The sequence below is a fragment of the Faecalibacterium prausnitzii genome, from assembly GCF_019967995.1.
GTDB lineage: Bacteria > Bacillota > Clostridia > Oscillospirales > Ruminococcaceae > Faecalibacterium > Faecalibacterium prausnitzii_E.
The window spans coordinates 325,871-351,908 of sequence record NZ_CP065377.1 but is presented as its reverse complement, the minus strand read 5'-3'; the positions used below and the strand labels follow the sequence as shown (position 1 = coordinate 351,908).

The 26,038-nt window shown below is 59.4% G+C and carries 25 protein-coding genes and 2 rRNA genes; 7 read left to right on the top strand and 20 right to left on the bottom strand.

The window, feature by feature from the left end; translation table 11 throughout:
- Positions 1-3 precede the first annotated feature (3 nt).
- From rplV to I5P96_RS01690, 13 genes are all read right to left on the bottom strand, one after another.
- Positions 4-339, bottom strand: a complete 336-nt coding sequence (rplV, locus tag I5P96_RS01750; protein WP_005921882.1) for a 50S ribosomal protein L22 — start codon at positions 337-339, stop codon at positions 4-6.
- An 18-nt stretch (positions 340-357) separates the two neighbouring features.
- Positions 358-624, bottom strand: coding sequence for a 30S ribosomal protein S19 (gene rpsS / locus I5P96_RS01745; protein ID WP_005934915.1), 267 nt, complete (start codon positions 622-624; stop codon positions 358-360).
- A 17-nt stretch (positions 625-641) separates the two neighbouring features.
- Positions 642-1,472, bottom strand: coding sequence for a 50S ribosomal protein L2 (rplB, locus tag I5P96_RS01740; RefSeq protein ID WP_097793121.1), 831 nt, complete (start codon positions 1,470-1,472; stop codon positions 642-644).
- Between the two features lie 77 nt (positions 1,473-1,549).
- A complete protein-coding gene (rplW, locus tag I5P96_RS01735; protein ID WP_005934919.1) occupies positions 1,550-1,846 on the bottom strand; it encodes a 50S ribosomal protein L23 in 297 nt (98 codons plus the stop codon).
- Positions 1,846-2,469: a 50S ribosomal protein L4 gene (rplD, locus tag I5P96_RS01730; RefSeq protein ID WP_005938033.1), complete on the bottom strand. Its 624-nt coding sequence runs from the start codon at positions 2,467-2,469 to the stop codon at positions 1,846-1,848. Before rplD ends, rplW begins: the two co-directional genes overlap by 1 nt.
- A gap of 14 nt (positions 2,470-2,483) precedes the next feature.
- Positions 2,484-3,116 (bottom strand): 50S ribosomal protein L3, encoded by a 633-nt coding sequence (rplC, locus tag I5P96_RS01725; protein ID WP_097793123.1) that lies wholly within the window; start codon positions 3,114-3,116, stop codon positions 2,484-2,486.
- Positions 3,117-3,208: 92 nt separating this feature from the next.
- Complete coding sequence (gene rpsJ, locus I5P96_RS01720) at positions 3,209-3,520, bottom strand: 30S ribosomal protein S10 (protein WP_005934923.1); 312 nt, start codon at positions 3,518-3,520, stop codon at positions 3,209-3,211.
- Positions 3,521-4,119: 599 nt separating this feature from the next.
- Positions 4,120-5,877 (bottom strand): NFACT family protein, encoded by a 1,758-nt coding sequence (locus I5P96_RS01715; RefSeq protein WP_223382870.1) that lies wholly within the window; start codon positions 5,875-5,877, stop codon positions 4,120-4,122.
- A gap of 22 nt (positions 5,878-5,899) precedes the next feature.
- Positions 5,900-6,676, bottom strand: a complete 777-nt coding sequence (locus tag I5P96_RS01710) for a Nif3-like dinuclear metal center hexameric protein (protein WP_223382869.1) — start codon at positions 6,674-6,676, stop codon at positions 5,900-5,902.
- A 91-nt stretch (positions 6,677-6,767) separates the two neighbouring features.
- Entirely contained in the window at positions 6,768-7,475 is a 708-nt protein-coding gene (locus I5P96_RS01705; protein WP_223382868.1) for a class I SAM-dependent methyltransferase, read from the bottom strand.
- On the bottom strand, positions 7,475-7,738 hold the full coding sequence (locus I5P96_RS01700; protein WP_223382867.1) for a DUF1858 domain-containing protein: 264 nt from the start codon (positions 7,736-7,738) through the stop codon (positions 7,475-7,477). The genes I5P96_RS01705 and I5P96_RS01700 overlap by 1 nt, the downstream gene beginning before the upstream one ends.
- Positions 7,739-7,983: 245 nt before the next feature.
- The gene (locus I5P96_RS01695) at positions 7,984-8,274 is read right to left on the bottom strand and encodes a zinc-ribbon domain containing protein (RefSeq protein ID WP_097793127.1); all 291 of its coding nucleotides are present in this window, start codon (positions 8,272-8,274) and stop codon (positions 7,984-7,986) included.
- Between the two features lie 298 nt (positions 8,275-8,572).
- On the bottom strand, positions 8,573-9,769 hold the full coding sequence (locus I5P96_RS01690) for an acetate/propionate family kinase (protein ID WP_223382866.1): 1,197 nt from the start codon (positions 9,767-9,769) through the stop codon (positions 8,573-8,575).
- A 298-nt stretch (positions 9,770-10,067) separates the two neighbouring features.
- Between I5P96_RS01690 and I5P96_RS01685 the strand changes: the two genes are divergently transcribed.
- The 6 genes from I5P96_RS01685 to I5P96_RS01660 all read left to right on the top strand — a co-directional run bounded on the left by I5P96_RS01685 (position 10,068) and on the right by I5P96_RS01660 (position 17,140).
- A complete protein-coding gene (locus I5P96_RS01685; protein WP_223382865.1) occupies positions 10,068-11,267 on the top strand; it encodes a nucleotidyltransferase family protein in 1,200 nt (399 codons plus the stop codon).
- Between the two features lie 124 nt (positions 11,268-11,391).
- Entirely contained in the window at positions 11,392-12,711 is a 1,320-nt protein-coding gene (locus I5P96_RS01680) for an NAD(P)-dependent oxidoreductase (RefSeq protein ID WP_223382864.1), read from the top strand.
- Between the two features lie 199 nt (positions 12,712-12,910).
- A complete protein-coding gene (locus I5P96_RS01675) occupies positions 12,911-14,464 on the top strand; it encodes a DUF1538 domain-containing protein (protein ID WP_223382863.1) in 1,554 nt (517 codons plus the stop codon).
- A gap of 12 nt (positions 14,465-14,476) precedes the next feature.
- Positions 14,477-15,154 carry a P-II family nitrogen regulator gene (locus I5P96_RS01670; RefSeq protein ID WP_223382862.1) on the top strand — a complete coding sequence of 226 codons (678 nt, stop codon included), beginning with the start codon at positions 14,477-14,479 and terminating at the stop codon, positions 15,152-15,154.
- A gap of 120 nt (positions 15,155-15,274) precedes the next feature.
- Positions 15,275-16,141 carry a YitT family protein gene (locus I5P96_RS01665; RefSeq protein WP_223382861.1) on the top strand — a complete coding sequence of 289 codons (867 nt, stop codon included), beginning with the start codon at positions 15,275-15,277 and terminating at the stop codon, positions 16,139-16,141.
- 21 nt (positions 16,142-16,162) lie between these two features.
- A complete protein-coding gene (locus I5P96_RS01660; RefSeq protein WP_223382860.1) occupies positions 16,163-17,140 on the top strand; it encodes an alpha/beta hydrolase in 978 nt (325 codons plus the stop codon).
- A 53-nt stretch (positions 17,141-17,193) separates the two neighbouring features.
- On the opposite strand, the gene I5P96_RS01655 is transcribed toward I5P96_RS01660, so the two are convergent.
- Together I5P96_RS01655 and I5P96_RS01650 are read right to left on the bottom strand one after the other, a co-directional pair.
- On the bottom strand, positions 17,194-18,813 hold the full coding sequence (locus tag I5P96_RS01655) for a phospholipase D-like domain-containing protein (protein ID WP_223382859.1): 1,620 nt from the start codon (positions 18,811-18,813) through the stop codon (positions 17,194-17,196).
- 6 nt (positions 18,814-18,819) lie between these two features.
- Complete coding sequence (locus I5P96_RS01650; protein ID WP_223382858.1) at positions 18,820-19,437, bottom strand: C39 family peptidase; 618 nt, start codon at positions 19,435-19,437, stop codon at positions 18,820-18,822.
- 141 nt (positions 19,438-19,578) lie between these two features.
- Here I5P96_RS01650 and udk point away from each other — a divergent pair, with 141 nt between their 5' ends.
- The gene (gene udk, locus I5P96_RS01645; RefSeq protein ID WP_223382857.1) at positions 19,579-20,208 is read left to right on the top strand and encodes a uridine kinase; all 630 of its coding nucleotides are present in this window, start codon (positions 19,579-19,581) and stop codon (positions 20,206-20,208) included.
- A gap of 64 nt (positions 20,209-20,272) precedes the next feature.
- On the opposite strand, the gene I5P96_RS01640 is transcribed toward udk, so the two are convergent.
- The 5 genes from I5P96_RS01640 to I5P96_RS01620 all read right to left on the bottom strand — a co-directional run bounded on the left by I5P96_RS01640 (position 20,273) and on the right by I5P96_RS01620 (position 25,957).
- A complete protein-coding gene (locus tag I5P96_RS01640; protein WP_223382856.1) occupies positions 20,273-21,214 on the bottom strand; it encodes a histidine kinase dimerization/phospho-acceptor domain-containing protein in 942 nt (313 codons plus the stop codon).
- Positions 21,196-21,870, bottom strand: a complete 675-nt coding sequence (locus I5P96_RS01635) for a response regulator transcription factor (RefSeq protein ID WP_223382855.1) — start codon at positions 21,868-21,870, stop codon at positions 21,196-21,198. The genes I5P96_RS01640 and I5P96_RS01635 overlap by 19 nt, the downstream gene beginning before the upstream one ends.
- A 4-nt stretch (positions 21,871-21,874) precedes the next feature.
- The gene (locus I5P96_RS01630; RefSeq protein WP_223382854.1) at positions 21,875-22,738 is read right to left on the bottom strand and encodes a TraX family protein; all 864 of its coding nucleotides are present in this window, start codon (positions 22,736-22,738) and stop codon (positions 21,875-21,877) included.
- A 142-nt stretch (positions 22,739-22,880) separates the two neighbouring features.
- A 5S ribosomal RNA gene (rrf, locus tag I5P96_RS01625) occupies positions 22,881-22,997 on the bottom strand.
- A gap of 125 nt (positions 22,998-23,122) precedes the next feature.
- A 23S ribosomal RNA gene (locus I5P96_RS01620) occupies positions 23,123-25,957 on the bottom strand.
- Positions 25,958-26,038: the final 81 nt, after the last annotated feature.

Below are 26,038 nucleotides of genomic sequence, written 5' to 3'. Positions count from 1 at the left end.
TCCTTACTCTTTCTCTTTCAGAACAACGGTCATGTGGCTGGTGCGCTTCAGGATGCGGTAGCCGCGGCCCTGTGCACGAGGCATCATGCGCTTCAGCGTCGGGCCGGGGCAGACGTAGCACTCGGCGACGTAGAGGTTGTTCTTGTCCATATTGAAGTTGTTTTCCGCATTTGCGGCTGCAGACTTCACCAGCTTCAGAAGGGGCTCACAAGCGGCCTTCGGGGTGTACTGCAGGATTGCCAGCGCTTCGTCCAGGGGCTTGTTACGGATCAGATCCATAACGATGGACACCTTACGAGGACTAATGCGGGCATAACGAAGAATTGCCCGAGCTTCCATGTTGTGTTCCTCCTTCTCTTACTTCGAATTACCGGTGTGGCCCTTAAAGGTGCGGGTGGGAACGAACTCACCCAGCTTGTGGCCAACCATATCCTCGGTCACGTACACAGGCACATGCTTGCGGCCGTCGTGGACGGCAAAGGTGTGACCAACGAATTCGGGGAAGATCGTGGAGGCGCGGCTCCAGGTCTTGATGACCTGCTTCTTGCCGGAAGCGTTCATCGCTTCAACGTGCTTCAGAAGAGCAGCCTGGACGAAAGGTCCTTTTTTAATGCTTCTACCCATTGTCTTAAACTCCTCTCTTACTTACCTGCACGCTTCACGATCAGCTTATCGGAGCGCTTATGATGCTTGCGAGTCTTGAGACCCAGAGCGGGCTTGCCCCAGGGAGTCATAGGACCGGAGTGACCAACAGGTGCGCGGCCCTCGCCACCGCCGTGGGGGTGGTCGCAGGGGTTCATGACGGTACCGCGGCTGCCGGGACGGACGCCCATGTGGCGCTTGCGGCCAGCCTTGCCCAGGTTGACGTTCTCGTGGTCGATGTTGGAAACCTGGCCGACGACTGCAGTGCAGTTGAGGGGCACGTTGCGCATCTCACCGGAGGGCAGACGAACCAGTGCGTAGCCGTTCTCCTTTGCCATCAGCTGAGCCATGTTGCCAGCGGAACGAACCAGCTGAGCACCGCGGCCGGGATACAGCTCGATGTTGTGGATGATGGTACCGACGGGGATGTTCTCGAAGGGCAGGCAGTTGCCGGGCTTGATGTCGGCACCCTTGCCGCTCAGGATCACATCGCCGACCTTCAGGCCGTCGGGAGCGATGATGTAGCTCTTGACGCCATCGGTGTACTCGACCAGAGCGATGAATGCGCTGCGGTTCGGATCGTACTCCAGGGTCTTGACGGTAGCAGGGATATCGGTCTTCTGACGCTTGAAGTCGATGACACGATACTTGGTGCGGTTGCCGCCGCCCTGGTGACGGACGGTGATGCGGCCGGTGTTGTTGCGGCCGCTGTGCTTCTTCATGGGCTCCAGCAGGCTGCGCTCAGGAGCGACCTTGCTCAGGACGCTGTAATCCGTGACGGTCATGCCGCGGCGGCCCGGAGTAGTGGGGCCATACTTCTTGATAGCCATAATGCTATTCTCCTTTGTTTATCTTATGAATTATTATCGGGGTCATATCCCCATAGAGGAACCCTCGGTGGGTTCGATCAGACCATGCTGTTGAAGAACTCGATCTCCTTGGAGTCCTTGGTCAGGGTGACGATGGCCTTCTTGGATGCAGCAGTGTAGCCTGCGTGCATGCCCTGGCGGCGGAAGCGGCCACGCACAGAAATGGTGTTGACCTTTGCGACCTTAGCGCCGGGGAACAGGGTCTCGACTGCCTGAGCGATCTCGACCTTGGTAGCGTCGGTAGCGACCTTGAAGGTGTACTTCTTGTCGGCGATGCCAGCCATGGAGTTCTCGGTAATGACCGGCTTCAGGATGATATCATGTGCGGTTTTCATTAGCCAAGCACCTCCTCAAGCTTCTTTGCTGCGTCGACGCTGATGATCAGCTTGTCGGCGTTCAGCACGTCATAGGTATTCACGCTGCCAGCGAAGGTGGTCTTGACACCGGCAATGTTGCCAGCGCTCTTGACGAACTTTGCATCGACAGTCTCATTGACCAGCAGGTTCTTCTTGCCGGCGCCAACGGCGTTCAGCATTGCAACCACGGTCTTGGTCTTGTACTCATCGCAAGCGAACTTGTCAACAACGACCATGTTGCCATTGGCAGCCTTGTCGGACAGAACGCTCAGCAGAGCCAGGCGCTTGACCTTGTTGTTGATGTGGTAGTTGTAGCTGCGGGGCTTGGGGCCCAGAGCAACACCACCGTGGGTCCACTGGGGAGCACGGATGGAGCCCTGACGAGCGTGGCCGGTGCCCTTCTGACGCCAAGGCTTCTTGCCGCCGCCGGAAACCTCCATGCGGATCTTGGTGTTCTGGGTGCCCTGACGCTGGTTGGCCAGGAAGTTCACCACCGCAATGTGGACAGCCTTCTCGTTCGGGGTGATACCGAACACGGCGTCGGAAAGCTCGATCTCGCTAACATGCTGACCGTTCATATCGACTACGTTAAACTTTGCCATTGTAGCTTTCCTCCTTACGCCTTCACGCTGTTGGCCAGGGTGACGATGGTGCCCTTGGTACCGGGAACTGCACCCTTGACAGCGATCAGATTGTTCTCGGTGTCAACCTTGACAACGGTCAGGTTCTGCACGGTGACGCGCACAAAGCCCATGTGGCCGGGCAGGCGCTTGCCGGGGAACACGCGAGAGGGGGTAGAAGTGGAACCGTTGGAACCTGCATGACGAGCAACAGGACCAGTGCCGTGGCTCTCACGCAGACGGTGCTGACCGTAGCGCTTGATAACGCCCTGGTAGCCCTTGCCCTTGGAAACGCCCACAACGTCGACCTTGTCGCCAGCTGCGAAGACATCAGCCTTCAGCACGTCGCCAACGTTCATTGCGGAAACATCTTCCAGACGGAACTCGCGCAGGGTCTTCTTGGGGGCAACGTTTGCCTTCTTGAAGTGGCCTGCAGCTGCCTTGTTGACCTTCTTGGCGGAAACCTCGCCGAAGCCCAGCTGAACAGCCTGATAACCATCGCTCTCGACGGTCTTCTTCTGCACGACGGTGCAGGGACCTGCCTCGATGACGGTCACGGGAACGACCTTGCCGTTCTCATCGAACAGCTGAGTCATACCGACTTTCTTGCCGATAATGCCTTTAACCATTTTCTTTTCCTCCTGTAAAGGTTATTGGTTGGCGGCGCACGTCACCGCCAACATGACCCCTCGGGAAACGAGGAGCATCTCCGGATCAGCTTTTACAGCTTGATCTCGATGTCCACGCCAGCGGGGAGCTGGAGGCTCATCAGAGCCTCGACCGTCTTGTTAGACGGCTTCAGAATGTCGATCAGACGCTTGTGAGTGCGGCTCTCGAACTGCTCGCGGCTATCCTTGTACTTGTGGGTAGCACGCAGAACGGTCACGATCTCGCGGTCGGTGGGCAGGGGGATGGGGCCGGACACGCGTGCACCGGTGTGCTTTGCGGTCTCCACGATCTTCTCTGCTGCGGCATCGATCAGCTGAGCATCATAGCTCTGCAGACGGATTCTGATTTTCTCTTTGACTGCCATTGCTTACGCCTCCTGAAAAAATTGATTTTGCCCTAGGCGAGCCGATAAATTGCTCTACACAGTTCCGGGTGTTCCTCGATTTGGCACTAGAAAAACCGGTGAACCGCCTGGCAGTTCTCCCGGAAAATATTAGCAAATCAAATCCGAACATTGGTTCCGCCCGTTTCGCAGGTCGCCCTGCCGAGGGAACGTATTCCATCGCTGTCAGTAATTTTTTCGCCCGGTTCTAAGATCGGACATACTCCGCGGAAATAACCCATCACAGCTATCGCCGGATGACAACCTCCCGCATCTACGCATATCGCTGGCCTGCACGACTTGTATCGCACAAGCCTTTTGCAGCCGAGAGATATTTTATCACATCTTCGTGCATTTGGCAAGTGCTTTTTCGCGATTTTTCAGAAAAAATCTGATTTTTCTTTTTTATTTTCTTCTTTTGGCCTCCCGGCTCAAATTTTGTGCAGAACGCACAATTTCCGGAAGTCCCTTCCGGTGGAAAACCGGAGCCACCCTTTCAGGATGCCCCAAAAAAGCTCCTGTTATACAAAACCTTCGGTGACACCTCTCCTGGCAGGAGAGCCCTTGGCATTCCGCAAACTTTACTTCTTCATTTTCAGCCGCTCCGCCAGATCCTCCCTCGGTGTGATGTAGACGGTCGTGTACACCTCGTACAGCACCATGCCGGGCTTGGCACCGCTGGCTTTCCAGATGTTCTTCACCTCGGTGGTGTCCACCGCGACCTTGGCACCGGTGCCCGCCTTGAAGGTGCTGGAATACAGCACGGCCAGCTCAGCGGCTTCCTGCCGGGTGGTGTCAGGGATGTCCTCTCCCCGGCTCATGACCACCACGTGGCTGCCGGGGGCCTTCTGCACATGGAACCACAGGTCTTTGCCGCGGGCGGTGTGAAGGGTGAGCCGGTCGTTCTGGGCGTTGTTCCGCCCCACCAGGATCTCAAAGCCGTCACTGGAAGTGAACCGCAGGAAATCCGCCGGTTTCTGGCGCTTGTCCCGCTGCTTGTAATATTTCAGGTAGCCCTGGCTCTTCAGCTCCGCGCGGATCTCATTCAGCGCCGCCTCGCCGGAGGCCGTTTCCACCTCATACAGGACCGTTTCGAGGTAGGCGATCTCTTTTTCGCCCTCGGCCAACAGGTCCACCAGCATCCGCGCCGCCGTCTGCTTCTTCTTGTAGTTCTTGAAGAAGTTCTGCGCGTTCTGGCTGGGCGTGAACCGCAGGTCGAGCGGAATGGTGACTTCCCTGCCCTCATCGTACCAGTTGGGCACGGTGATGCTCTTCATGCCCTTTTGGGCCAGATAGAGGTTGGCCGAGAGCAGCTCGCCGTACAGGCGGAGCTTTTCGCTCTTGCCGCTGGCGGCCAGCTCTTCCTGCCGGGCGGCCTGCTTGCGGACAGCGCGTTCGTACATGTTGTGGACCGCCTTGTGGAGTTCCTTGCTCTTGGTGCGCAGGCGCTCGGCACGGTCCTTTTCGGCATAGTAGCCCTCCAGCATCGCGTTGAAGGACGCCCACTCCCTGACCGCATAGGCCTCGCCGTACTGCCGGGGCCGGAAGAAGGTGAACTCCACCGGTTTGCCGTCCGGAGCCGTCACACTGCACGGACAGCCGCCGTTGGCGTGGATCTCCTTCAGCTCGTCGATGGCTGCCATCAGGGCCCGCTTCTGCTCCCCGGTCAGCTCATTGGCCAGCAGGTGTTCGCCGTCGAATGCGCGCCAGGCGGCTTCGCGGCAGACCACCGGGCCGACTCCGGCCACCGTCTTGTTCAGGGCATCCGCCACGGGCAGGTCCCGCTCGCAGGCCGCTGCCACGATGGAAGCCGAACTCACGGTCAGAAAATCCGGGCGGGCCGGTTTGGGCGGCACGGTGTAGGGCAGGCCGGGCAGCAGCTGCCGGATGTCGCTGTCCTCAAAATCGACCCGCTTGAGGGCGTCGATGATCCTGCCGTTCTGCACCAGCACCAGATTGGAGTAGCGCCCCATCAGCTCCGCGCAGAGGACGTTCCGGACCAGGTCGCCCATCTCGTTGGTGCACTGGAACTCGAAGTAGACGATGCGGTCGCCCGGCTCCATCCGGACATCCAGCAGCTTGCCCCCGGTGAGATGCTTGCGCATCAGCATGCAGAAGGACGGCGGGGTCTCCGGGTTCTCGAAGCTCTCCTCGGTCAGGCAGACCCGCGCGGAACCGCTGCGGGCCGACAGCAGCAGGCTGTACGTCTCGGTGCGGGTGCGCAGGGTCAGCACCAGTTCATCGCGGGTCGGCTCAAACAGTTTTGCGATCTTCGCATCGGTCAGGGTCGTTTTCAGTTCTGCCGCCGTCAATGCCAGCGTTGCAGCATCCAAAGCCATATTCTTTCCTCACTCTCCTTCTTTATATATAAGTATAGGGGTCTCGGTTCGCGGTGCTCACCAGCACTTCCAGTTCCGGGTACGCCGCCCGCAGCCTTTCGGCCACGGCTTCCGTTACCGGGAACTCGGTGGCGTAGTGCCCCGCCGCGATGAGCGACAGGCCCAGCCGGGCCGCGTCGCAGGCGTGGTGGTGGTTGGCCTCGCCGGTCAGCAGGCAGTCCGCCCCCACGGCAATGGCCTCTTCGAACAGGCTCCCGCCTGCCCCGCTGATGACGGCCAGCCGCCGCACGGGCCTCCCGCTGTCGGTGTATTTCACCTGCACTGCAGGGCCAGTTTCGGGCAGGTTGCACCGCTTGCCCAGCGCGTCCTGCGCCTTTTTCGCCAGTTCCGGCACCGGGATGGGGTCCACTTCGCCCACACGGCCGCAGCCGCCCGCGAAAGGCTCCCAATTCCGCATCCCGAAAATGCCCGCCAGCACCTCGTTGACACCGCCCTCGGCGGCGTCCAGATTGGTGTGCATACAGATGGCCGAGATGCCGTTCTGTACCAGCTGGAAGGGGACGTCCCTCGGTTCCAGCCGCTTGAGCGGGCTGAAGATGACCGGATGGTGGGCCACGATGAGCCCGCAGCCCTTGGCGGCGGCTTCCTCCACCACGTCCGGGGTGATGTCCAGCGTGACCAGCACCCGGTCCACCGGTCTGCCGCAGTCCACCAGAAGGCCGGGGTTGTCCCAGCTTTCGGCCAGTTCCAGCGGCGCGATGCGCTGCATCGCTTCATAAAGTTCGTTGACTGTTCTCATAGTTTCACCCGCTTTCCCCTCTCCGTCATCGCTGCGCGATGCCGCTCTCCCCCGAAGTGGGAGGGTTTGGCAGTCCACATAGCGCATCTCTTTATGCCAAGGGCTCTCCCTTCGAGAGAGCTGGACGCGAAGCAGCCTGAGAGGGTGAGGATTCTAACAATGTGTCGATCTCTTCGGCCAGTGCGGTCCCATCCGGCACACCCAGCCGGAACCGGGGGAGCTTGGCTTTCTGCCAGGCCGCATAGCCCGCGCCCTCCGGCCACTCGTCGGTCCTGCCGAACAGGCATTCGGTGAAGGAGGCTTCCTTCCGCTCGCCGGTGTACTCTGCGGCCATCACCGCATACCAGCGGCCCGCCGCCTGCACAGGGCGGTCGGCCGCAAGGGCAAAGCCGTGTGCCCACAGCCAGCGCCGAAGTTCGCTGTGGCGGGTGGCAGGCACCAGGACCAGCCGCGGCCCGCCGGGCTGCATCACCCACGGTGCCTGTTCGATGATCTCCCACGTCGTCTGTGCGGAGACACCCGCCAGCACGACGGTTCCCACTTCCCCCGCCGACAACACAGAAAGACCGTCGCCGAGCCGAAGCTCAGCGCGGTCTTCGCAGCCTGCATGTTCCAGCGTCTGTTTTGCTTTGGCCAGCGGGCCGGGGCGCAGGTCGGCGCCGATGACCTTCGGGTAATTTCCCGAAGCCGCCAGCACCGCCGTCAGCTTGCCGTGGTCGCAGCCGATGTCGGCCACGGGCCTGCCCGGCAGCACCAGTTCTGCCGCCGCCGTCAGACGCGCATCCAGTGTGGGCAGCATCAGTCCTTCTTTGCAGCCAGGTGCTCGTTCAGCTTCCCGATGAGCTCATCGCAGTCCACGCCGTGCACCTCGCAGGCCTCCTCGATGGTCTCGCCGCGGGAAGCCGGGCAGCCCAGGCAGTGCATCCCGATCTCCATGAAGTAGGGTGCGGTGGTCTGGTCCATATCCAGAATATCACCGATGATGGTCTCGCGGGTGACCTGCTTCACGGCAGCTTTCTTTTCGTCCTTGTCCTTCTTGAGCATATCAAAAATATCAAACATGATGGTGTTTCCTTTCTGTTTCGGTCATTTCGCCAGCCAGACGGCCGACCATATATACTATACCCTATTACTAGGTTTATTTTCAAGTATTCTTGTAAATTTTAACGTTTTGGCTCTGTACGACCGCTCCCCAGAAACCGTGAAGCAGCATGTAGTACAACCTCTCAGTCTCGCCTTTGGCGCAAAAAGCCCCCTCTGCCTTGCGGCAGAGGGGGCCACGCGATTCAAACTTGTAAAATCAGCGCTTAGTTCTGCTTCATGCGAGCGAAGCAGTCAGAGCAGTAGACCGGACGGTCCTCACGGGGCTGGAAGGGAACCTTGCAAGCCTTGCCGCAAGCTGCGCAGACAGCATCGAACATCTGACGGTCGCCGCCGTTGTTGCCGCCGCGGACGCCGTTCTTGCGGGCGTCACGGCAGGGCTTGCAGCGCTGGGGCTGGTTCTCAAAGCCGCGAGATGCGTAGAACTCCTGCTCACCAGCAGTCCAAACAAACTCCTTGCCGCAGTCTTTGCAAACTAAAGTCTTGTCTTCGAACATAGTAGTATCTCCTCTTTGTTTAGTTCTTGCCCACGGAAGGATTGTAACCATACCTTTGGTTTTTAGGGACCATCGCGCTGATCGTAAGCTACCAGGGGCTTGAATGATAAAACATCCTCTAGCTGAGGACTCCACTATTGTACCGTTCTTTTTTGGATTTGTCAACCAAAAAACAACCCTTCGCCTTCCTTTTTGTGGATTCCGCCCAATAAGACAGACTTTGCATCGTTCAAAACAGCAAAAGAGCCGCGCTCCCCTGCGGAAACGCGGCTCTTGCAATGCGGCTTTGGAGGTTCGATTACTTCTCGATGACTTCCTTGGTGTCGCGGGCGATCATCAGCTCCTCGTCGGTAGCGATGACCAGCGTGCGGACCTTGGCGCCCCAGGCAGTGATCTCGCACACATCGCCGACGGGGTGCTTGTTCTTCTCGGTGTCGATGCGGATGCCCAGCCAGTCCATGTGGTGGCAGATCTTTGCACGGGCAATGTCATCGTGCTCGCCGATGCCGCCGGTAAAGACGATGGCGTCCACACCGCCCATGGCTGCAATGTAGCTGCCGATGGTCTTCTTGATCTGGTAGTTCAGCATATCGGAAGCCAGCTGTGCGCGCTTGTTGCCGGCAGCAGCTGCCTCTTCAACGTCACGCTTGTCGCTGGAAACACCGGAAATGCCCAGCAGGCCGGACTTCTTGTTCAGGATCTCGTCCAGCTGATGGCCGGTGATGTTCAGGGTGTACTTCAGGTAGTTGACCACAGAGGGGTCCAGGTCACCGCAGCGGGTGCCCATCATCAGGCCGGCCAGCGGGGTCATGCCCATGGAGGTATCGACGACCTTGCCCTGGTCCACAGCGGCGATGGAGGAACCATTGCCCAGGTGGCAGGTGATGAGCTTCAGGCGCTCAATGGGCTCTTCCAGGTACTCTGCAGCCTTGTGTGCAACGTACTTGTGGCTGGTGCCGTGGAAGCCGTAGCGGCGGACGCCGTACTTCTCGTAGTACTCATAGGGGATGGCGTACATATAAGCCTTCGGGGGCATGGTGCTGTGGAACGCAGTGTCGAAGACGGCGACCATCGGGATGTTGCCGAACACCTTGCGGGCAGCCTCGATGCCCAGGATGCCTGCGGGGTTGTGCAGGGGAGCCAGGGGGCTCAGCTCGCGCAGGGTGTCGATGACCTCATCGGTGATCAGGCAGCTGCTCTTGAACTTCTCGCCGCCATGCACCACGCGGTGGCCGATGGCATCGATCTCGCTGACATCGTTGATGCACTTGCCCTCGCCGGTGGTCATCTTCTTGACGACCTCAGCAAACGCCTCGGTGTGGGTGGGGAAGATCGCCGGGGTGGTGGCCTTGTGGCCGTTTGCCTCGTGGGTGATCATGCTGCTCTCCATGCCGATGCGCTCGCACAGGCCCTTGCACAGCACCTTCTCGCCGTCCATATCGATCAGCTGATATTTCAGGGAAGAAGAACCGCAGTTAATAACCAGAACTTTCATCTTCTTGTGCCTCCATATTGTTTTTCCACCCGCCGAAACGGGCAGAATTTTACAGATTCCTAAAAATATTATATAATAGGTCTGCCCCCTTTTCAAGCCGTAAACGAGGCAAAGGGTTCTACAAAGTATCCCATCTTTTTTGTACATCCTGCCCAGAATCCGCAGGTTATTGCCATTTTTTGTTGTTAGTCTGACATATATTTCACAATGTGTCTGTCGATGCGTTTTGATTTGAATCGAACCTCTCAGTCCGCGCTCTGATCAGGGGAGCCCGACCGAGGAATTGAGGTGAACTTCTATGAAACTGGCCGGTATCATTGCCGAATACGATCCCTTCCACAACGGCCACGCCTGGCAGCTGGCGCAGGCCAGAGCACTGGGGGCCGAACGGGTCGCCGTGGCCATGAGCTGCGGGCTGACCCAGCGTGGCGCTCTGCCCCTGCTGCCGGAGGCCGTCCGCGTCCGCGCAGCGCTTACCTGCGGGGCCGACTTTGTCTTCGCCCTGCCCGCCCCCTGCGCCGGGGCCGGGGCCGAAGCCTTTGCCCGCGCGGGGGTACGGCTCCTTTCTGCCGCCGGGTGCGATGCGCTGGTCTTCGGGGCCGAGACGCCGGACGCCGCCCTCCTGATGCAGGCAGCCCGCGTCCTGCTGTGCGCGGACTACCGCGCCGCCCTCAAGGCCCAGCTGGCCGATGGAGCCAGAAACTTTGCTGCCGCGCGGCAGGCTGCGGTGGAAGCGCTCTGCCCCGGCACTCCGCTGGCCGCCCTGCTGGACAAGCCCAACAACAACCTGGCCGTGGAATACTGCAAGGCCATCCTTGAACTGGCCCCCGCCATGACGCCGGTCCCGCTGCCCCGCCAGGGCGCAGACCACGGGCAGGAACTGGCCCCGGACGCCGTCCGGTTTGCCAGCGCCAGCGCCCTGCGGAAGCTCTGGCAGACCGGCGGAGCGGATGCCGTGGCCCCTTATGTTCCCGAAGCCGTCCTTCCCTTCTACCGGGAAGCCTTCGCCGCCGGGCAGTACACCGATTTTGACGCGGCGGGCCGCTGCGAGCTGGCCCTGCTCCGCTCCCGCTGCGTGGGGCAGACGCCGTTTGCTGCCGTGCGGGGTGTTTCAGAGGGTCTGGAACACCGGCTGGAGCGGGCTGTGCGGGCCAGCACCACCCACGAAGAGCTGCTGGACACCCTGACCACCGTGCGCTATCCCCGCGCCCGGATGCGCCGCCTTGCCATGGACGCCGCGCTGGGCTATGACGACGCCCTGCCCGCCCTGCCGCCTTATCTCCACCTGCTGGGGGCCAACCGGGAAGCGCTTTCTTTATTAAAGGAAGCGCACCTTCCCGTCTCGCATGCGCTGATGCGCCTGAAAGACGAAAACGACGCCTGCGCCCGGATGGTCTCCGCCCAGCTCACGGCCAGCGATTTTTCCGCGCTCTGCCGGAAAACACCGGAGCCTATGGGCAGCGCACTTCGTCAAAAAATTATCTTTTTGACGAAGTGACAAAATTTTTCGCAAAAAAATTGGCAGATACGCTCTTGCATCACGAGGGGCATCCGGTGTAGAATAATAGAGAACATTGGATACAACGAAGCGTCCCCAGAATGGGCGCAAGAGGAGGAACTGCATGGCACTTCATGTTCTGGACGAAGCCAACCGCTGCCTCGGCTGCAAAAAGCCGATGTGTCAGCAGGGCTGCCCCATCCACACCAACATCCCGGAGGTCATCCGTCTGCTCAAGGCAAACGAGCTGGATGCCGCAGGCCGGATGCTGTTCGAAAACAACCCCCTGACCACGGTCTGCTCTCTGGTCTGCAACCACGAGAACCAGTGCGAGGGCCACTGCATCCGCAACCGGATGCCCAGCCACGACCCGGTCCACTTCTCCATCATCGAGGACTACATCTCCACCACCTATGCCAACAAGATGGTGGCCGGCCCCTCCCCCAAAAACGGCATGAAAGCCGCTGTGGTCGGCGCTGGCCCTGCCGGCCTGACCATCGCGGTGCTGCTGGCACGCTGGGGCTACGACATCACCATCTTTGACGCCCGCGACAAGATCGGCGGCGTCATGCGGTACGGCATCCCCAACTACCGTCTGCCCGACAGTGTGCTGGACGACTTCCAGTATCACCATCTGGACCTGAAGGGGATCCGCTTCCGCCCCAACACCACCATCGGCAAGACCATCACCATCGACGACCTCTTCCGCGACGGTTACAGGAGCGTCTTCATCGGTGCCGGTCTGTGGAAGGCCAACGCCATGCACATCAAGGGCGAGACCCTGGGCAACGTGGCGTTTGGCATCGACTACCTGGCCAACTCCAAGGCGTTCCACCTGGGCAGCGACATCGCCGTCATCGGTGTGGGCAACTCCGCCATGGACTGCGCCCGCACCGCCATCCGGAACGGTGCCCGCCATGTGACCTGCTACGCCCGCCGCGATGAAAGCTGCATCAGCGCCTCCGAGTACGAGGTGCGCTACGCCAAGCTCGAAGGCGTGGGCTTCCGCTTCTGCAAGGCTCCCGTCGAGATCCGCGAGAACGGCCTCATCTGCCGCGACACCGTCAAGGGCGAGGACGGCAAGTTCACCCAGGTGGAGGGCAGCGAGACCTTCTACCCCCACACCGGCGTCATCGTCTCGGTGAGCCAGGGTTCCGAGAGCAACCTCGTCAAGACCACCACCGGCATCGAGACCAACCAGCGCGGCCTGCTCACCGTCAGTGAGGACGGCAGCACCACCCGCCCCGGCGTCTTTGCAGGCGGCGATGCGGTCATGGGTGCCCGCACCGTCGTCGAGGCTGTGGCCATCGCCAAGCAGGTGGCGCAGTCCATGGACGAGTATATGAAGAGTCTGCCCGCTGATACCACCCCCGATCCCTATGCCGGTATCCCCACCTTCGAGACTCCCACCTCGGATGTGCTCGGCAAACAGAACATCGAATGAACCCAGCCAGCCCGGCCCCGCCGCCGGGCTGGCTTTTTATGTCGGATCTGTAAATATTCGGAGCCTTTTACATTCTTAGCCAATTCTTAGTTGCCCTGCATCGTCATTTCTTGTATACTAGAGATAAATCACAGTGTGATTATTCCAAAGAGGATACCTGTTTTTGTCATTCCGACGCAAAACAGGTCCAGAAAGGTCGGTGGACACTATACGCAAAGGTTCGCTTCCCAAACTGCGGGAAAAACTGCTCGAAGCACTGCAGGCCGTGCTGCCCATCGTGGCGATCGTGCTGGTGCTCTGCTTTTCCATCGCGCCGGTCTCCCCCAGCATCCTGCTCTGCTTTCTGCTGGGTGCGGCCATGATCATCGTGGGCATCATGTTCTTTACCCTGGGTGCCGAGATGAGCATGAGCCCCATGGGCGAGCGGGTGGGCGCGGTGCTGACCCGGAGCCGCAGCGTCCCCCTCATCATCGGGGTAGGTTTTGCGCTGGGCTTCCTCATCACCATCTCCGAGCCGGACTTGCAGGTCCTGGCCAACCAGGTCCCCTCCATCCCCAACATGACGCTCATCCTCTCGGTCGCGGCGGGCGTGGGCTTCTTCCTCGTCGTGGCCTTCCTGCGCATGCTGCTTGGCATCGCGCTGCCCAAGCTCCTCGTCGTGTTCTATGGGCTGATCTTCGTGCTGGCGGCCTTCGTGCCCAAAGAGTTCCTGGCCGTCGCCTTTGACTCCGGCGGCGTGACCACCGGCCCCATCACGGTGCCCTTCATCATGGCGCTGGGTGTCGGTGTGGCCGCCATCCGAAGCGACCGCCACGCGGCGGACGACAGCTTCGGCCTCGTGGCCCTCTGTTCGGTCGGCCCCATCCTGGCCGTTCTGCTGCTGGGCATCCTGTTCCGGGCCAGCGACAGCGCCTACGTCCCGCCCATCCTGCCCGATGTGGGCGACTCGGTGGAGCTGTGGCAGCTGTTCCATGTCAGCCTGCCCACTTACTTCAAAGAGATCGCCACCTCGCTGCTGCCCATCGTGCTGATGTTCGGTGTCTTCCAGCTGGTGGCCCTCAAACTCGACCGCCGGACGCTGGGCCGCATCGGCGTGGGCCTGGCCTATACGTACATCGGTCTTGTGTTTTTCCTTACCGGAGCAAACGTCGGCTTTATGCCAGCGGGTAATTATCTGGGCCAGGTGCTGGCCGGGCAGACCTTCCGCTGGCTCCTCGTCCCCATCGGGATGCTCATCGGCTACTTCATCGTCAAGGCCGAGCCGGCGGTCTACGTCCTGAACAAGCAGGTCGAGGAAGTCACCGACGGTGCCATCTCCGCCGGGACGATGGGCGCGGCCCTCTCGGCCGGTGTCTCCCTCTCGGTCGGCCTCGCCATGGTGCGGGTGCTCACCGGGATTTCCATCCTGTGGTTCCTCATCCCCGGCTATGCGTTCGCCATCGGCATCTCGTTCGTGGTGCCCAAGCTCTACACCGCCATCGCGTTCGACGCGGGCGGCGTTGCCTCCGGCCCCATGACGGCCACCTTCCTGCTGCCGCTGGCGCAGGGTGCCTGCGCGGCGGTGGGCGGCAACATCGTCACCGATGCGTTCGGCGTGGTGGCCATGGTCGCCATGACGCCCCTCATCACCGTGCAGCTCATGGGCCTGATGGCGCAGCTCAAGCAGCGCCGCGCCCGCAGCGCACAGCCGGTGCACACCACCCCCGCGCTGGCTTTTGCCGACCTGCCGGATGACGCCATCATCGAGCTGTAAGGAGGTCTTTGCGTGAATTCACTTTACTGGCTGGTCACCATCACCGACCGCCGCTCCACCGACGCCTTTCTGGCTCTGTATGCCGAGTTCGGCGTCACGGTCAGCCTGCGCACCGTCGGCTCCGGCACCGCCGTGCAGGAGACGCTTTCCACCCTCGGCCTGGAAAAGACCGAGAAAGCCGTCCTCTTTGCCATGATCACTGCCGACACCTGGCCCAGGCTCCAGAAGGGCCTGCGCCGCAAGCTGCAGATCGATGTGCCCGGCACCGGCATCGCCTTCATCGTGCCGGTCAGCAGCATCGGCGGCAAGCGCGCCCTGCAATTCCTGACCGAACACCAGACCTTCACCGCAGAGGAGGAGAGCACCTTGAAAGATACCCGCTATGAGCTGCTGCTCGTCATCGCCAACCAGGGCCACACCGGTTCCATCATGGATGCGGCCCGCGCCGAGGGAGCCGGCGGCGGCACCGTCATCCACGCCAAGGGCACCGGCATGGAGGGGGCCGCCCACTTCATGGGGGTGGAGCTGGTCAACGAAAAGGAGCTGGTCCTCATCGTCTCCCACACCGCCCAGAAAAACCAGATCATGAACGCTATCATGCGCAAGGCCGACCCCAAAGCCGGGGCCATCGTCTTCTCCCTGCCCGTCACCGATACGGCGGGCCTGCGGCTTCTGGAGGAAGAATCATGATCATAACAAGAAAAACGGCACCCGGTGGGTGCCGTTCTTCTTGTTATTGCATCTTATTGCATCGCAGACGTGGATTTTTTCATATTTATCCTGTATCATAGGAGAAAGGAGGGATCTTCTATGAACCACACGCATCGCCGCCAGCTCTTCTGGAACAGCCTTGTCATCGTCCTTGGCAACGCGCTCTACGCGCTGACGGTCGCCTTATTTCTGGAGCCTGCCGGGCTCGTGACCGGCGGTGCCACCGGCATCGCGCTGGCCTTCGGGCGGCTCACGGGCCTGTCCGTCTCCGGCTTTCTGCTGGTGTTCAACCTGGCCATGCTGGTCTGGGGCTGGGCCGTTCTGGGCCGCGCCTTTGCGCTGAACACGCTGGCCAGCAGCATCCTCAGCCCCGTTTTTCTGGCGCTGTGGGAACGGCTTCTGGCCGACCGCGTCCTCACCGAGGACATCTTCCTATGCACGGTCTTCGCGGGGCTGGGCATCGGCGTGGCACTGGGGCTGGTCATTCGGGCCGGTGCTTCCACCGGCGGCATGGACATCCCGCCGCTGGTGCTCCAGAAATGGTTCCGCCTGCCGGTGTCTCTCACGATGATGGTCTTCGACATCGCCATCCTGCTGGTGCAGGCGCTCTTCAGCCCGCCGGAACAGGTGCTCTACGGCATCGTGATGGTCATCCTGCACACCATCGTCATGGACAAGATGCTCCTTCTGGGCGACAGCCGCACCCAGGTCAAGATCGTCAGCGCCCGGTCGGACGAGATCCTGGATGCCATTCTGGAACAGATCGACCGGGGCGTGACCATTCTGCACGGCGAAGGCGGCTACACCCACGAGCCTACTGAGGTGCTGCTCAGCGTCGTATCCAACCGGGAGCTGCCCAAGCTCGAAAAGCTCGTTCATTCCATCGACCCGGAATGCTTTCTCATCGTCAGCCGCGTCACCGAAGTCAGCGGGCGCGGTTTCTCGCTGGAAAAGCAGTATCAATAAAATCAAACGGAGGTACCCACTATGAATCAGTTCACCCATCCCGTCGGACGGCGCAGCGCCACCCTGACCGGCTATGTCCAGCAGACCAGCAGCGCCCTGCCCAATCTGAATGTCTGTCCCGCCGTCCTCATCTGCCCCGGCGGCGGCTATGCCTACTGCACCGACCGCGAGGCCGAGCCAGTGGCGCTGGCCTTTCTGAATGCCGGTTACAACGCTTTCGTGCTGCGGTATACCGTCAGCACCAGCTGCCCCGGTGCCGAGGTGTTCGACAATGCGCTGGCCGAGGCGGAGGAGTCGCTCATCTACCTGCATGACCACGCGGAAGAACTCCACATCGACCCGGACAAGATCGCCGTGCTGGGCTTTTCCGCCGGTGCCCACCTGACCGGTGCATTGGGCACCATGGGCCGCATCCGCCCCGCCGCCCTGCTGCTGGGCTACGGCGTCTACGCCGCGGACGGTGTCGCCATGGGCGTCCAGATGCCCAATGTGCTGAACCACATCGACGCCCAGACGCCGCCTTCCTTCCTGTTCGCGACCCAGGGCGACCGGCTCGTGCCCGCCTCGAATTCGCTGGACTTTGCCTCCCGCCTGGCGGCGCTGCACACCCCCTATGAGATCCACATCTTCTCCTACGGCGACCACGGTGCTTCGCTGGGCACCCTCAACGTCACCGCGCCCCGCAGCTATGAGAACCCGGATCTCGCCCACTGGTTCCCGATGGCCCTGCGCTTTCTGGAACACATCTTCCGGCATGACGAGCTTGTGCCCCAGCCCGCAGAGGCCACGGAGTATGGCCCGGACATGCGGATCGGCAAGCTGCTGGATGACCCCGCCAGCGCCCCGCTGCTGGCAGAGCATCTGCCGGAGCTGGTCGAACTTGTCCAGAACTATCCCGACTGCCGCGCCCTGACGCTGAAGAAGTTCCAGCTCTTCACCCAGACCCTCCCGCAGGAGCGCTTTGACGCCTGTGTCAAGGCACTGACTGCACTCAACTAAGCAAAAACGAGGCTGCCCGTATCCCGCGGACAGCCTCGTTTTTTGTTTCTTTTTTACAGCAGCGGTGCCAGCACTTTGAGCAGCATGCCCAGCGCACGGAACAGCCACCGCCCCTGCCAGATGCTTCTGGGGTCGTTTTCCACAGTGCGGCACTGTTCCAGCGTCGCCTGAAAATCCGCCTCGATGTCCCGGATGCAGGGGGCATCCGTCAGCCAGACCGCATCTTCAAAGTGGTGGTACAGGCTGCGGTAATCGAGGTTGATGGTGCCCACCACGGCCTCCCGGTCGTCCACGACAAAGACCTTTGCATGAACAAAGCCCGGCGTCCACTCGCTGATCTTCACCCCCGAATCCAGCAGGGACGAATAATGGGTCTTGGCCAGCGAGTTCGCAAACTTTTTGTCCGCGATGCCCGGCAGGATGAGGTGGACGTCCACACCGCGCTCGGCGGCAAACTTCAGGGCCGTTTCCAGCTCGCCGTCTAAAATCAGATAGGGCGTCATGATGTGGATGTACCGCCGCGCCCGGTTGAGCAGGTCGATGTAGACCATCTCGCCCACCCGCTCACCATCCAGCGGGCAGTCCCCATAGGGAGCCGCCGTGCCTCCGGCATTTTCCGGCACCGGGATGGGCTCGGCCAGAAAGGCGTCGAACTCCGGCTCCTTCAGGATGCACCACATCTGCAAAAACAGCGCGGTCAGCGAGCGGACCGCCTCGCCCTCCAGCATGATAGCGGCATCCTTCCAGCGGCCATACTTTTCCACCTGGTTGATGTACTCATCGGCCAGGTTCACGCCGCCGGTAAAGCCCACCCGCCCGTCGATGACCAGGATCTTCCGGTGGTCGCGGTAATTGTAGTGGGTAGAGACGAACGGCTGCACCGGGCTGAACACCTTGCACTGGATGCCAAGCGCTTCCAGCCGCCGGGGGTAATCGCGCGGCAGGGTCGAAAACTCGCAGGTGCCGTCGTACATTACCCGGACGTCCACCCCCGCTGCGGCCTTGCGGGCCAGCACTTCCAGCACCCGGCCCCAGAACAGCCCCTCGTCGATGATGAAGTATTCGACGAAGATGTACTTTTCTGCCGTTTCCAACTGGCGCAGCAATTCCTCGAACTTGGCCTCGCCGCTGGGGAAATAGGTCATGGCGGTGTTCTCATACACCGGGAAGCCGCCGCCCCTCCCATACAGATAGGTCGCCAGCGACGCCGCGCCGGGTTCGGACGCTTCCAGCTTCTGGACGACCGATCGGTTTTGCGGCAGCTGGGTGCGCAGCACATCTTCCAGTTCCAGCAGCCGTTTGCGCAGGATGTTGTGGCCGAAGTTGCTCTTCACATAGAAGAACAGCGGCACACCCACCACCGGAAAGAGCGCAATGACCACCATCCAGGTGATCTTTGCACTGTTGTCCATCTTGCTGTTCAGCAGATAGAGGACCATGACCGCCGTGACGGCCACGCTGCCGCCGAAGTAGTGGGGCCACAGATTGCCGAACCAGCGGAAGATGCTGACCAGCAGCCCCACCTGAAGCAGCAGGAGCAGCAGCACCAGCCCGAACCGGCTGAAGATGGCGTGAATGACCCCCTTCTGGCCCTTTTTCAGCAGCCGGAGGCCGCCGTCCTCAAACTTCTGGGCGTAGTTTTTGACATTTTGTTTCAATTCGTCCTTCTGCATGGCAGCTCACCTCCTGCGCAGGGTCACAGCGAACATTCCCTGCGCGGCATGGCAGGCCTCCACCAGCGCCTTGGGCTGGCAGCAGAGACCGTGATCGTGCCATGGGTCATTGAACCAGTAATGCTCGGCATCGTAGCCCACCAGCAGCAGGCAGTGCTCGTTGCACTTCCAGGCAAAGTCGGTGCCGTCGGCCAGCAGCCAGTGGTCCCGCTGTTCGGGCACGGGCTGAAAGTCCAGGGTCGCCCAGAACACCACCGGCATCCCGGCGTCGATGTACCGGCAGAGTTCCGCCGCCGTCTTGCCGCTCTCGTCCACCACCTCGAACTGCCCGGCCGCGCCCTCGTGTTCCAGCGCACTGTTCAGCGCCCGGACGATGCAGGGCGCATAGCAGCCGTAGCCGGTGTGGTCGTGCGGGTCACCGGGGTAGACCTGCCACGGGTCCGGGCCGTAGAGTTTCCCATCCTGCTCCCAGTAGGGAGCATGGGGCAGGTCCCGCTCGATGAAGGTGTCCGGGTCGATCCGGATGCCCATCGCCTGCAGCAGCATCACCGCGCTGATGCTCTCGCAGCCGTTCACCCAGCGGTCTGTCTGGTCAATGTAGGGAGCCAAAACAATTTTTTCCATCAAATTTCCTCCAAGAGCATGGTTTGCTCTGTCAAAAACCGCGTTTTTGTGTTATGATAGGCAGTAAGATACCGTGTTTCTATTATAACTTATTTTGACCGGTTTTTCTACCGAAATCGGCAGGCGGGAGGATTTTGGAGCATGAACAATCTCATCATCGGCATCGCGGGTGGTTCGGGCAGCGGCAAGACCACACTGGCCATCCGGCTCAAGGAACGGTTCGGGGAGGACGAGGTGCGTCTAATCTCCCACGACAGCTACTACAAGCGCCACGACGAGCTTCCTTTTGCGGAGCGCTGCAAGCTGAACTATGACCATCCGGACGCGTTTGACAACGACCTGCTCATCGAGCACCTGCAGGAGCTGAAGGCAGGCCGCGCCATCGACTGCCCGGTCTACGATTACGCCGACCTCAACCGCAGCAGCGAGGTGCAGCACATCGAGCCGGCCCCCGTCCTCATCGTGGAGGGCATCCTGCCCCTGGCCGAGCCGGAGCTTTGCAAGCTGTTCGACTACAAGATCTATGTGGACACCGACGCCGATGAGCGCATCCTCCGCCGCATCCTGCGGGACGTCAAGGAGCGCGGCCGCTCGCTGGACAGCGTCATCACCCAGTACCGCACCACGGTCAAGCCCATGCACGAAGCCTTTGTGGAGCCCAGCAAGCGCAACGCCGACATCATCATCCCCAACGGCGGCGAGAACGGCCCCGCCATCGAGATGCTGGCCCACCACATCCGCAGCCTGATCCAAAAGGCCAACATGCAGTAACATTTTCCGATACCACACAGCCGCCCCGCCGCGTTGTTCTCTCAACGCGGCGGGACGGCTGTTGTTATGGTCTTTGCTTGTATTTCAGGGGCGTCTGCACCTCAGCGCGGATGCGGGTCAGATAATTCCGCGTCTCTCCGGTGCTGCGAAGGATGGCGTCGAGCTGGGCCTTCTGTTCCCCGGTCATGCCCTCATCCTCGGCCAGAAGTTCGGCATTGCCCTGAATGACCGTCAACGGCGTCTTCAGCTTGTGAGACAGCTGGATGATGCTCTCCCGCTGCCGGTGCTCCATTTCCCACTGGGCCTGCAGGCTGTCGGTCAGTTCCTCGCCCATCAGCTGCAACGCACGCAGAGCCTCATCGTACTCCCGCACCTTTGCCCCGGTAAAGTCGATGTCCTCGATGCCCTTTTTTTCGGCCACCTGCCGGGACGCCTCCGTCAGCCGAGCCGTCTCCCGCCTCAGAAACGCACCGGAACGGTGGGTGCTCCACGCGACCACCCCCACCAGCAGGAAAATGCCCAAGATCAAGTGCATCGTCTGCACATCCGGCAGAGTATCGCGCAGAGTTGGGTCTGCATAGGGCACTGCGTAGTCAAATTGCAGCAGACAAACCGTCCCGTCCTGCAATCTCACGCGCAGATAATACTGTTCGTATCCAATCTCCCAGCGAAGATCCCCCGTCCACTCCCGCATTGCCTTTTGCAGATGGGAACTGTCCATGTTGGTGGCAAGCACCGTATTCCCCTCTGCATCAATCAGCACATACCGGCACAGCGGGTCCAGCTCAGCCGGGTCAAATGTTTTCGCCGTCCGGTACGGCAGGATGTTCTGTACTGCCTCGTTCGAGACCCGCGCCGCCCGGTTGGCCGGAAGAAGCCATCCGCTGTCGATGCACAAAAAAAACAGCAGGAGCCAAAGCACCGCTGCCACAATGCAGCTCACCGCTGTCTGCACAAGATACCCCAGCAGCACGGCCCGCAGCGAGATCAGTTTTCGCTTTTCCATTGATAGCCCACTCCCCACACCGTCTTCAAAAGCGTCTCCGGTGCCCCTGCGGCCCGCAGCTTGACCCGGATGTTTTTGATATGCTGGGTGATAGCGGTGTCGTCCGCTGTTCCATCCACGCCAAACACGGCTTCGTAGATCTGTTCCTTGGTGAAGGTCTGCCCGGCATGAAGCGCCAGATACTCACAGATAGCGTACTCCGAGCGGGTCAGCGGCAGTTCTTTTTCTGCGTAGGACGCCGATTTGCCCGTCATATCAAAGCTCACCCCGCTACGCACCATCCGGTACACCGGAACACGATTCTGCCGCCGCAGATGGGCCGCGACCCGCGCCCGCAGTTCACCCACCCGGAAGGGCTTGGTCAGGTAGTCATCTCCTCCAATGCCCAGCCCCTCCAGCACGGATGCCTCATCGGTCCGGGCCGTCAGGAACAAAATGGGTGCATCCGTCTGCTCCCGGATCCGGCGGCAGACAGCAAAGCCGCTTTCGTTTGGCATCATCACATCCAGCAGGATGCAATCTGCCCAGCGGCACAGGGCATCCGTGATCTCTTTGCCGGAGCAGCGCGTCTCCACCCGGTGGCCGTCCCGCTCCAAGGCAGTCCTCAGCAAGGCGCACAGATCCGGGTTGTCATCCACCGCCAGAATATTTGCCACACGATCACCTCATCACATTGTAAAGCAGGCAGGACGCCCCATACAAAAGATAGATATGGGCCGGATAGAACCAGTAAAACAGCTGCTTGTGGCCGCTGCCCCGCTGGCCGTTGTACAGCAGCATCAGCACCACAGCGCCTACGCCGAACCACTCGTAATAATCCGTAAACATCTGGGTCCAGACGAAATCTGCCTGAGCGTGAACCATCGCAAAGGGCAGCACCAAATCCCACAGAAGCGCATTCAGCGCCCACACGCCCAGCTGCACCGGACGATGCCCCCGCAGGGCATACAGCAGCACACCACCCAGCAAAAAGCCCCAGCTACCGTCTGTGACAGCCGTCCACATGGGCAGCGGACTCGTCATCAGGAACGCCACCACCGCAGAGGCAATGGGCATATCCTGCACTTGGGGGAAAAGCAGCAGAAAAGCCACGACCATATAGGGCCAGCAAAGCACAGCTGCAATGGCTGCTGCGCCCTTTGCAATTTTCTTTTCGCGCAGCCAGTCGATGCCCTGCCAGACCACGCACAGCAGCACAAGATCCTGAAAGATGGCATTCTGCGGATAAAAGCCGTCTCCACGCCGGAAGGCACCGGCATAGATCATGAAAAATTCCAGTGCCGCCATCGCCGTTCCGATTGCCCAGATGCGGAGAACGTAGCGCTTCCGGTCATGGGTGTGCGCGAAGCCCTCCACCGTGCAGAACAGAAACAGCGGCGCACTGAGCCGCCCCAGCATACTGAACCAGGTGGGCACCCAGCCCGTAAATTCAAAGAAATAATGGATGTGATCCAACACCATCAGCACCAGCGCGACGGTCTTGAGCCGAGTCCCATCCAGCCCTTTTTTCATCAATTGTTCCATACAGACACTCCTCTCTTTGTACTGCATCCAGTGTAGCAGGAATATCTGTAGAAACTATAAGTTTCTGCCTTTTATGATACTATTTTTCGCTCCAAAGTGCAACAAAAAACGCCCTAAGATTTCTCTCAGAGCGTTTCGATCAAGTCGGCGACTACCTATTTTCACAAGCCGTTTCCAGCTAACTATCTTGGGCACGAGTGAGCTTAACTACTGTGTTCGGAATGGGAACAGGTGGGACCTCACCGTCATCGTCACCGACCATATGACTGGTTCAGTATACCATACGGTCTACTGTTTGTCCAGTGTTTTTAGAAGGACGTGCCTTCAAAACTGAATAATCACTGCTAACATTTTTTCGTTGACTCTTTGAGTCTCAAGCGAATTGTGGTCAAGCCCTCGATCTATTAGTACACACTTGCTGAATGGATCACTCCACTTACACATCGTGCCTATCAACCTTGTAGTCTTCAAGGGATCTTACCTGATCAAATCAGTGGGATATCTTATCTTTGGGTCGGCTTCACGCTTAGATGCTTTCAGCGTTTATCCGATCCGTACGTAGTTGCCCAGCTATGCTCCTGGCGGAACAACTGGTGCGCCAGAGGTACGTCCGTCCCGGTCCTCTCGTACTAGGGACAGCTCCCATCAAATATCCTGCGCCCACGACAGATAGGGACCGAACTGTCTCACGACGTTCTGAACCCAGCTCGCGTACCGCTTTAATTGGCGAACAGCCAAACCCTTGGGACCGAATACAGCCCCAGGATGCGATGAGCCGACATCGAGGTGCCAAACCTCCCCGTCGATGTGGACTCTTGGGGGAGATCAGCCTGTTATCCCCAGGGTAACTTTTATCCGTTGAGCGATGGCATTTCCACTCACATACCACCGGATCACTAACTCCAACTTTCGTTACTGCTCGACCCGTCAGTCTCGCAGTTAGGCTCGCTTCTGCGTTTGCACTCTTTTGCTTGATTTCCGTTCAAGCTGAGCGAACCTTTGAACGCCTCCGTTACTCTTTAGGAGGCGACCGCCCCAGTCAAACTGCCCACCTAACAATGTCCCCCGACTCGATTCAGAGCCGCAGGTTAGAATTCCAATATCGCAAGGATGGTATCCCAACGTCCTCTCCATGACCGCCAAAGCGATCACTTCCCAGAGTCCCATCTATCCTGTGCATGCAACATCGAAACCCAATATTAGGCTACAGTAAAGCTCCATGGGGTCTTTCCGTCTTGTCGCGGGTAACCGGCATCTTCACCGGTACTACAATTTCGCCGGGCGGGCTGTTGAGACAGTGCCCAAATCATTACGCCTTTCATGCGGGTCAGAACTTACCTGACAAGGAATTTCGCTACCTTAGGACCGTTATAGTTACGGCCGCCGTTCACTGGGGCTTCGATTCAATGCTTGCACATCTCCTCTTAACCTTCCAGCACCGGGCAGGCGTCAGCTCGTATACGTCATCTTTCGATTTAGCACAAACCTGTGTTTTTGGTAAACAGTTGCTTGGGCCGATTCTCTGCGGCTCCATCTCTGGAGCACCCCTTCTCCCGAAGTTACGGGGTCAATTTGCCGAGTTCCTTAACAACCCTTCTCCCGTTGGCCTTAGAATCTTCTTCCTACCTACCTGTGTCGGTTTGCGGTACGGGCACCTCAGAAATCCACACAGCTTTTCTCGCCATCTTCCATCCCAGACTTCGGTACTATTTTCCCTCGATCTCTACCGGAACCAACACCCGGCTCTGAGACTTCTTATGTGTCCCTGTGCTTAACTCTTTTGGTGGTGACGGAATCTCTACCGTCTGTGCATCGGCTACGCCTTTCGGCCTCACCTTAGCTCCCGACTAACTTGGAGCGGACGAACCTTCCTCCAAAAACCTGAGGCTTTCGGCCATGCAGATTCTCACTGCATTCGCGCTACTCATTCCGGCATTCTCACTTCTATACACTCCACAGCCGCTTGCGCTACTGTTTCGCCGCGTATACAACGCTCCCCTACCCAACGTATTACTACATTGCCTAAGCTTCGGTGCCAGGTTTAGCCCCGTTAAATTCTCCGCGCAAAGACGCTCGACCAGTGAGCTATTACGCACTCTTTGAATGAGTGGCTGCTTCTGAGCCAACATCCTGGTTGTCTGCGTATCTTCACATCGTTTTCCACTTAACCTGACTTTGGGACCTTAGCTGTAGATCTGGGCTGTTTCCCTTTTGACAATGACATTTATCTGACACTGTCTGACTCCCAGGCATCAATATTCTGGCATTCTGAGTTTGATAAGCTTCGCTAACCTCTCGGCCGCTAGGCTATTCAGTGCTTTACCTCCAGATATCTAACCTGAGGCTAGTCCTAAAACTATTTCGGGGAGAACCAGCTATCTCCGGGTTCGATTGGAATTTCTCCGCTACCCACAGTTCATCCGCCGCCTTTTCAACGGAGGTCGGTTCGGTCCTCCATGGAATTTTACTTCCACTTCAACCTGACCATGGGTAGGTCACCCGGTTTCGGGCCCATTGTATGCAACTTAACGCCCTTTTCAAACTCGCTTTCGCTTCGGCTCCAGTCCTGAAGACCTTAACCTTGCTGCATACAATCGCTCGCCGGACCGTTCTACAAAAAGTACCCTATCACACTTTGACGTGCTCTAGGTGCTTGTAGGCACAGGGTTTCAGGTTCTTTTTCACTCCCCTCCCGGGGTGCTTTTCACCTTTCCTTCACAGTACTATACGCTATCGGTCACTGGGTAGTATTTAGGGTTGGAGGGTGGTCCCCCCATCTTCCGACCAGGTTTCACGTGTCTGGCCGTACTCTGGAACTTGCTCAGCTCTCGTCATTTTCACCTACGTGGTTCTCACACTCTCTGACCGGCCTTCCCATGCCGTTCGGTTAACAACTCAAGTCTTAAATGCAGTCCGTACCCCGGAAGTCTTTCGACTCCCGGTTTGCCCTCTTCCGCGTTCGCTCGCCACTACTTACGGAATCTCGTTTGATGTCTCTTCCTCGCCCTACTTAGATGTTTCAGTTCAGGCGGTTCCCTCGATCTACCTATTTTGAAGTTCAGTAGATCGTACCTGAGTATGAACCCAGGTGAGTTTCCTCATTCAGAAATCTCCGGATCAATGCTTATTTGCAGCTCCCCGAAGCTTATCGCAGCTTATCACGTCTTTCATCGGCTCCCAGTGCCAAGGCATTCGCCCTGCGCCCTTGTTCGCTTGACCTTTCAAACGTTCTTTCAAGAACATTTGGTATCCTCTTGATTCTCTCTTGCCAACGAAGATTATGTTACCCTTCCTTTTGAA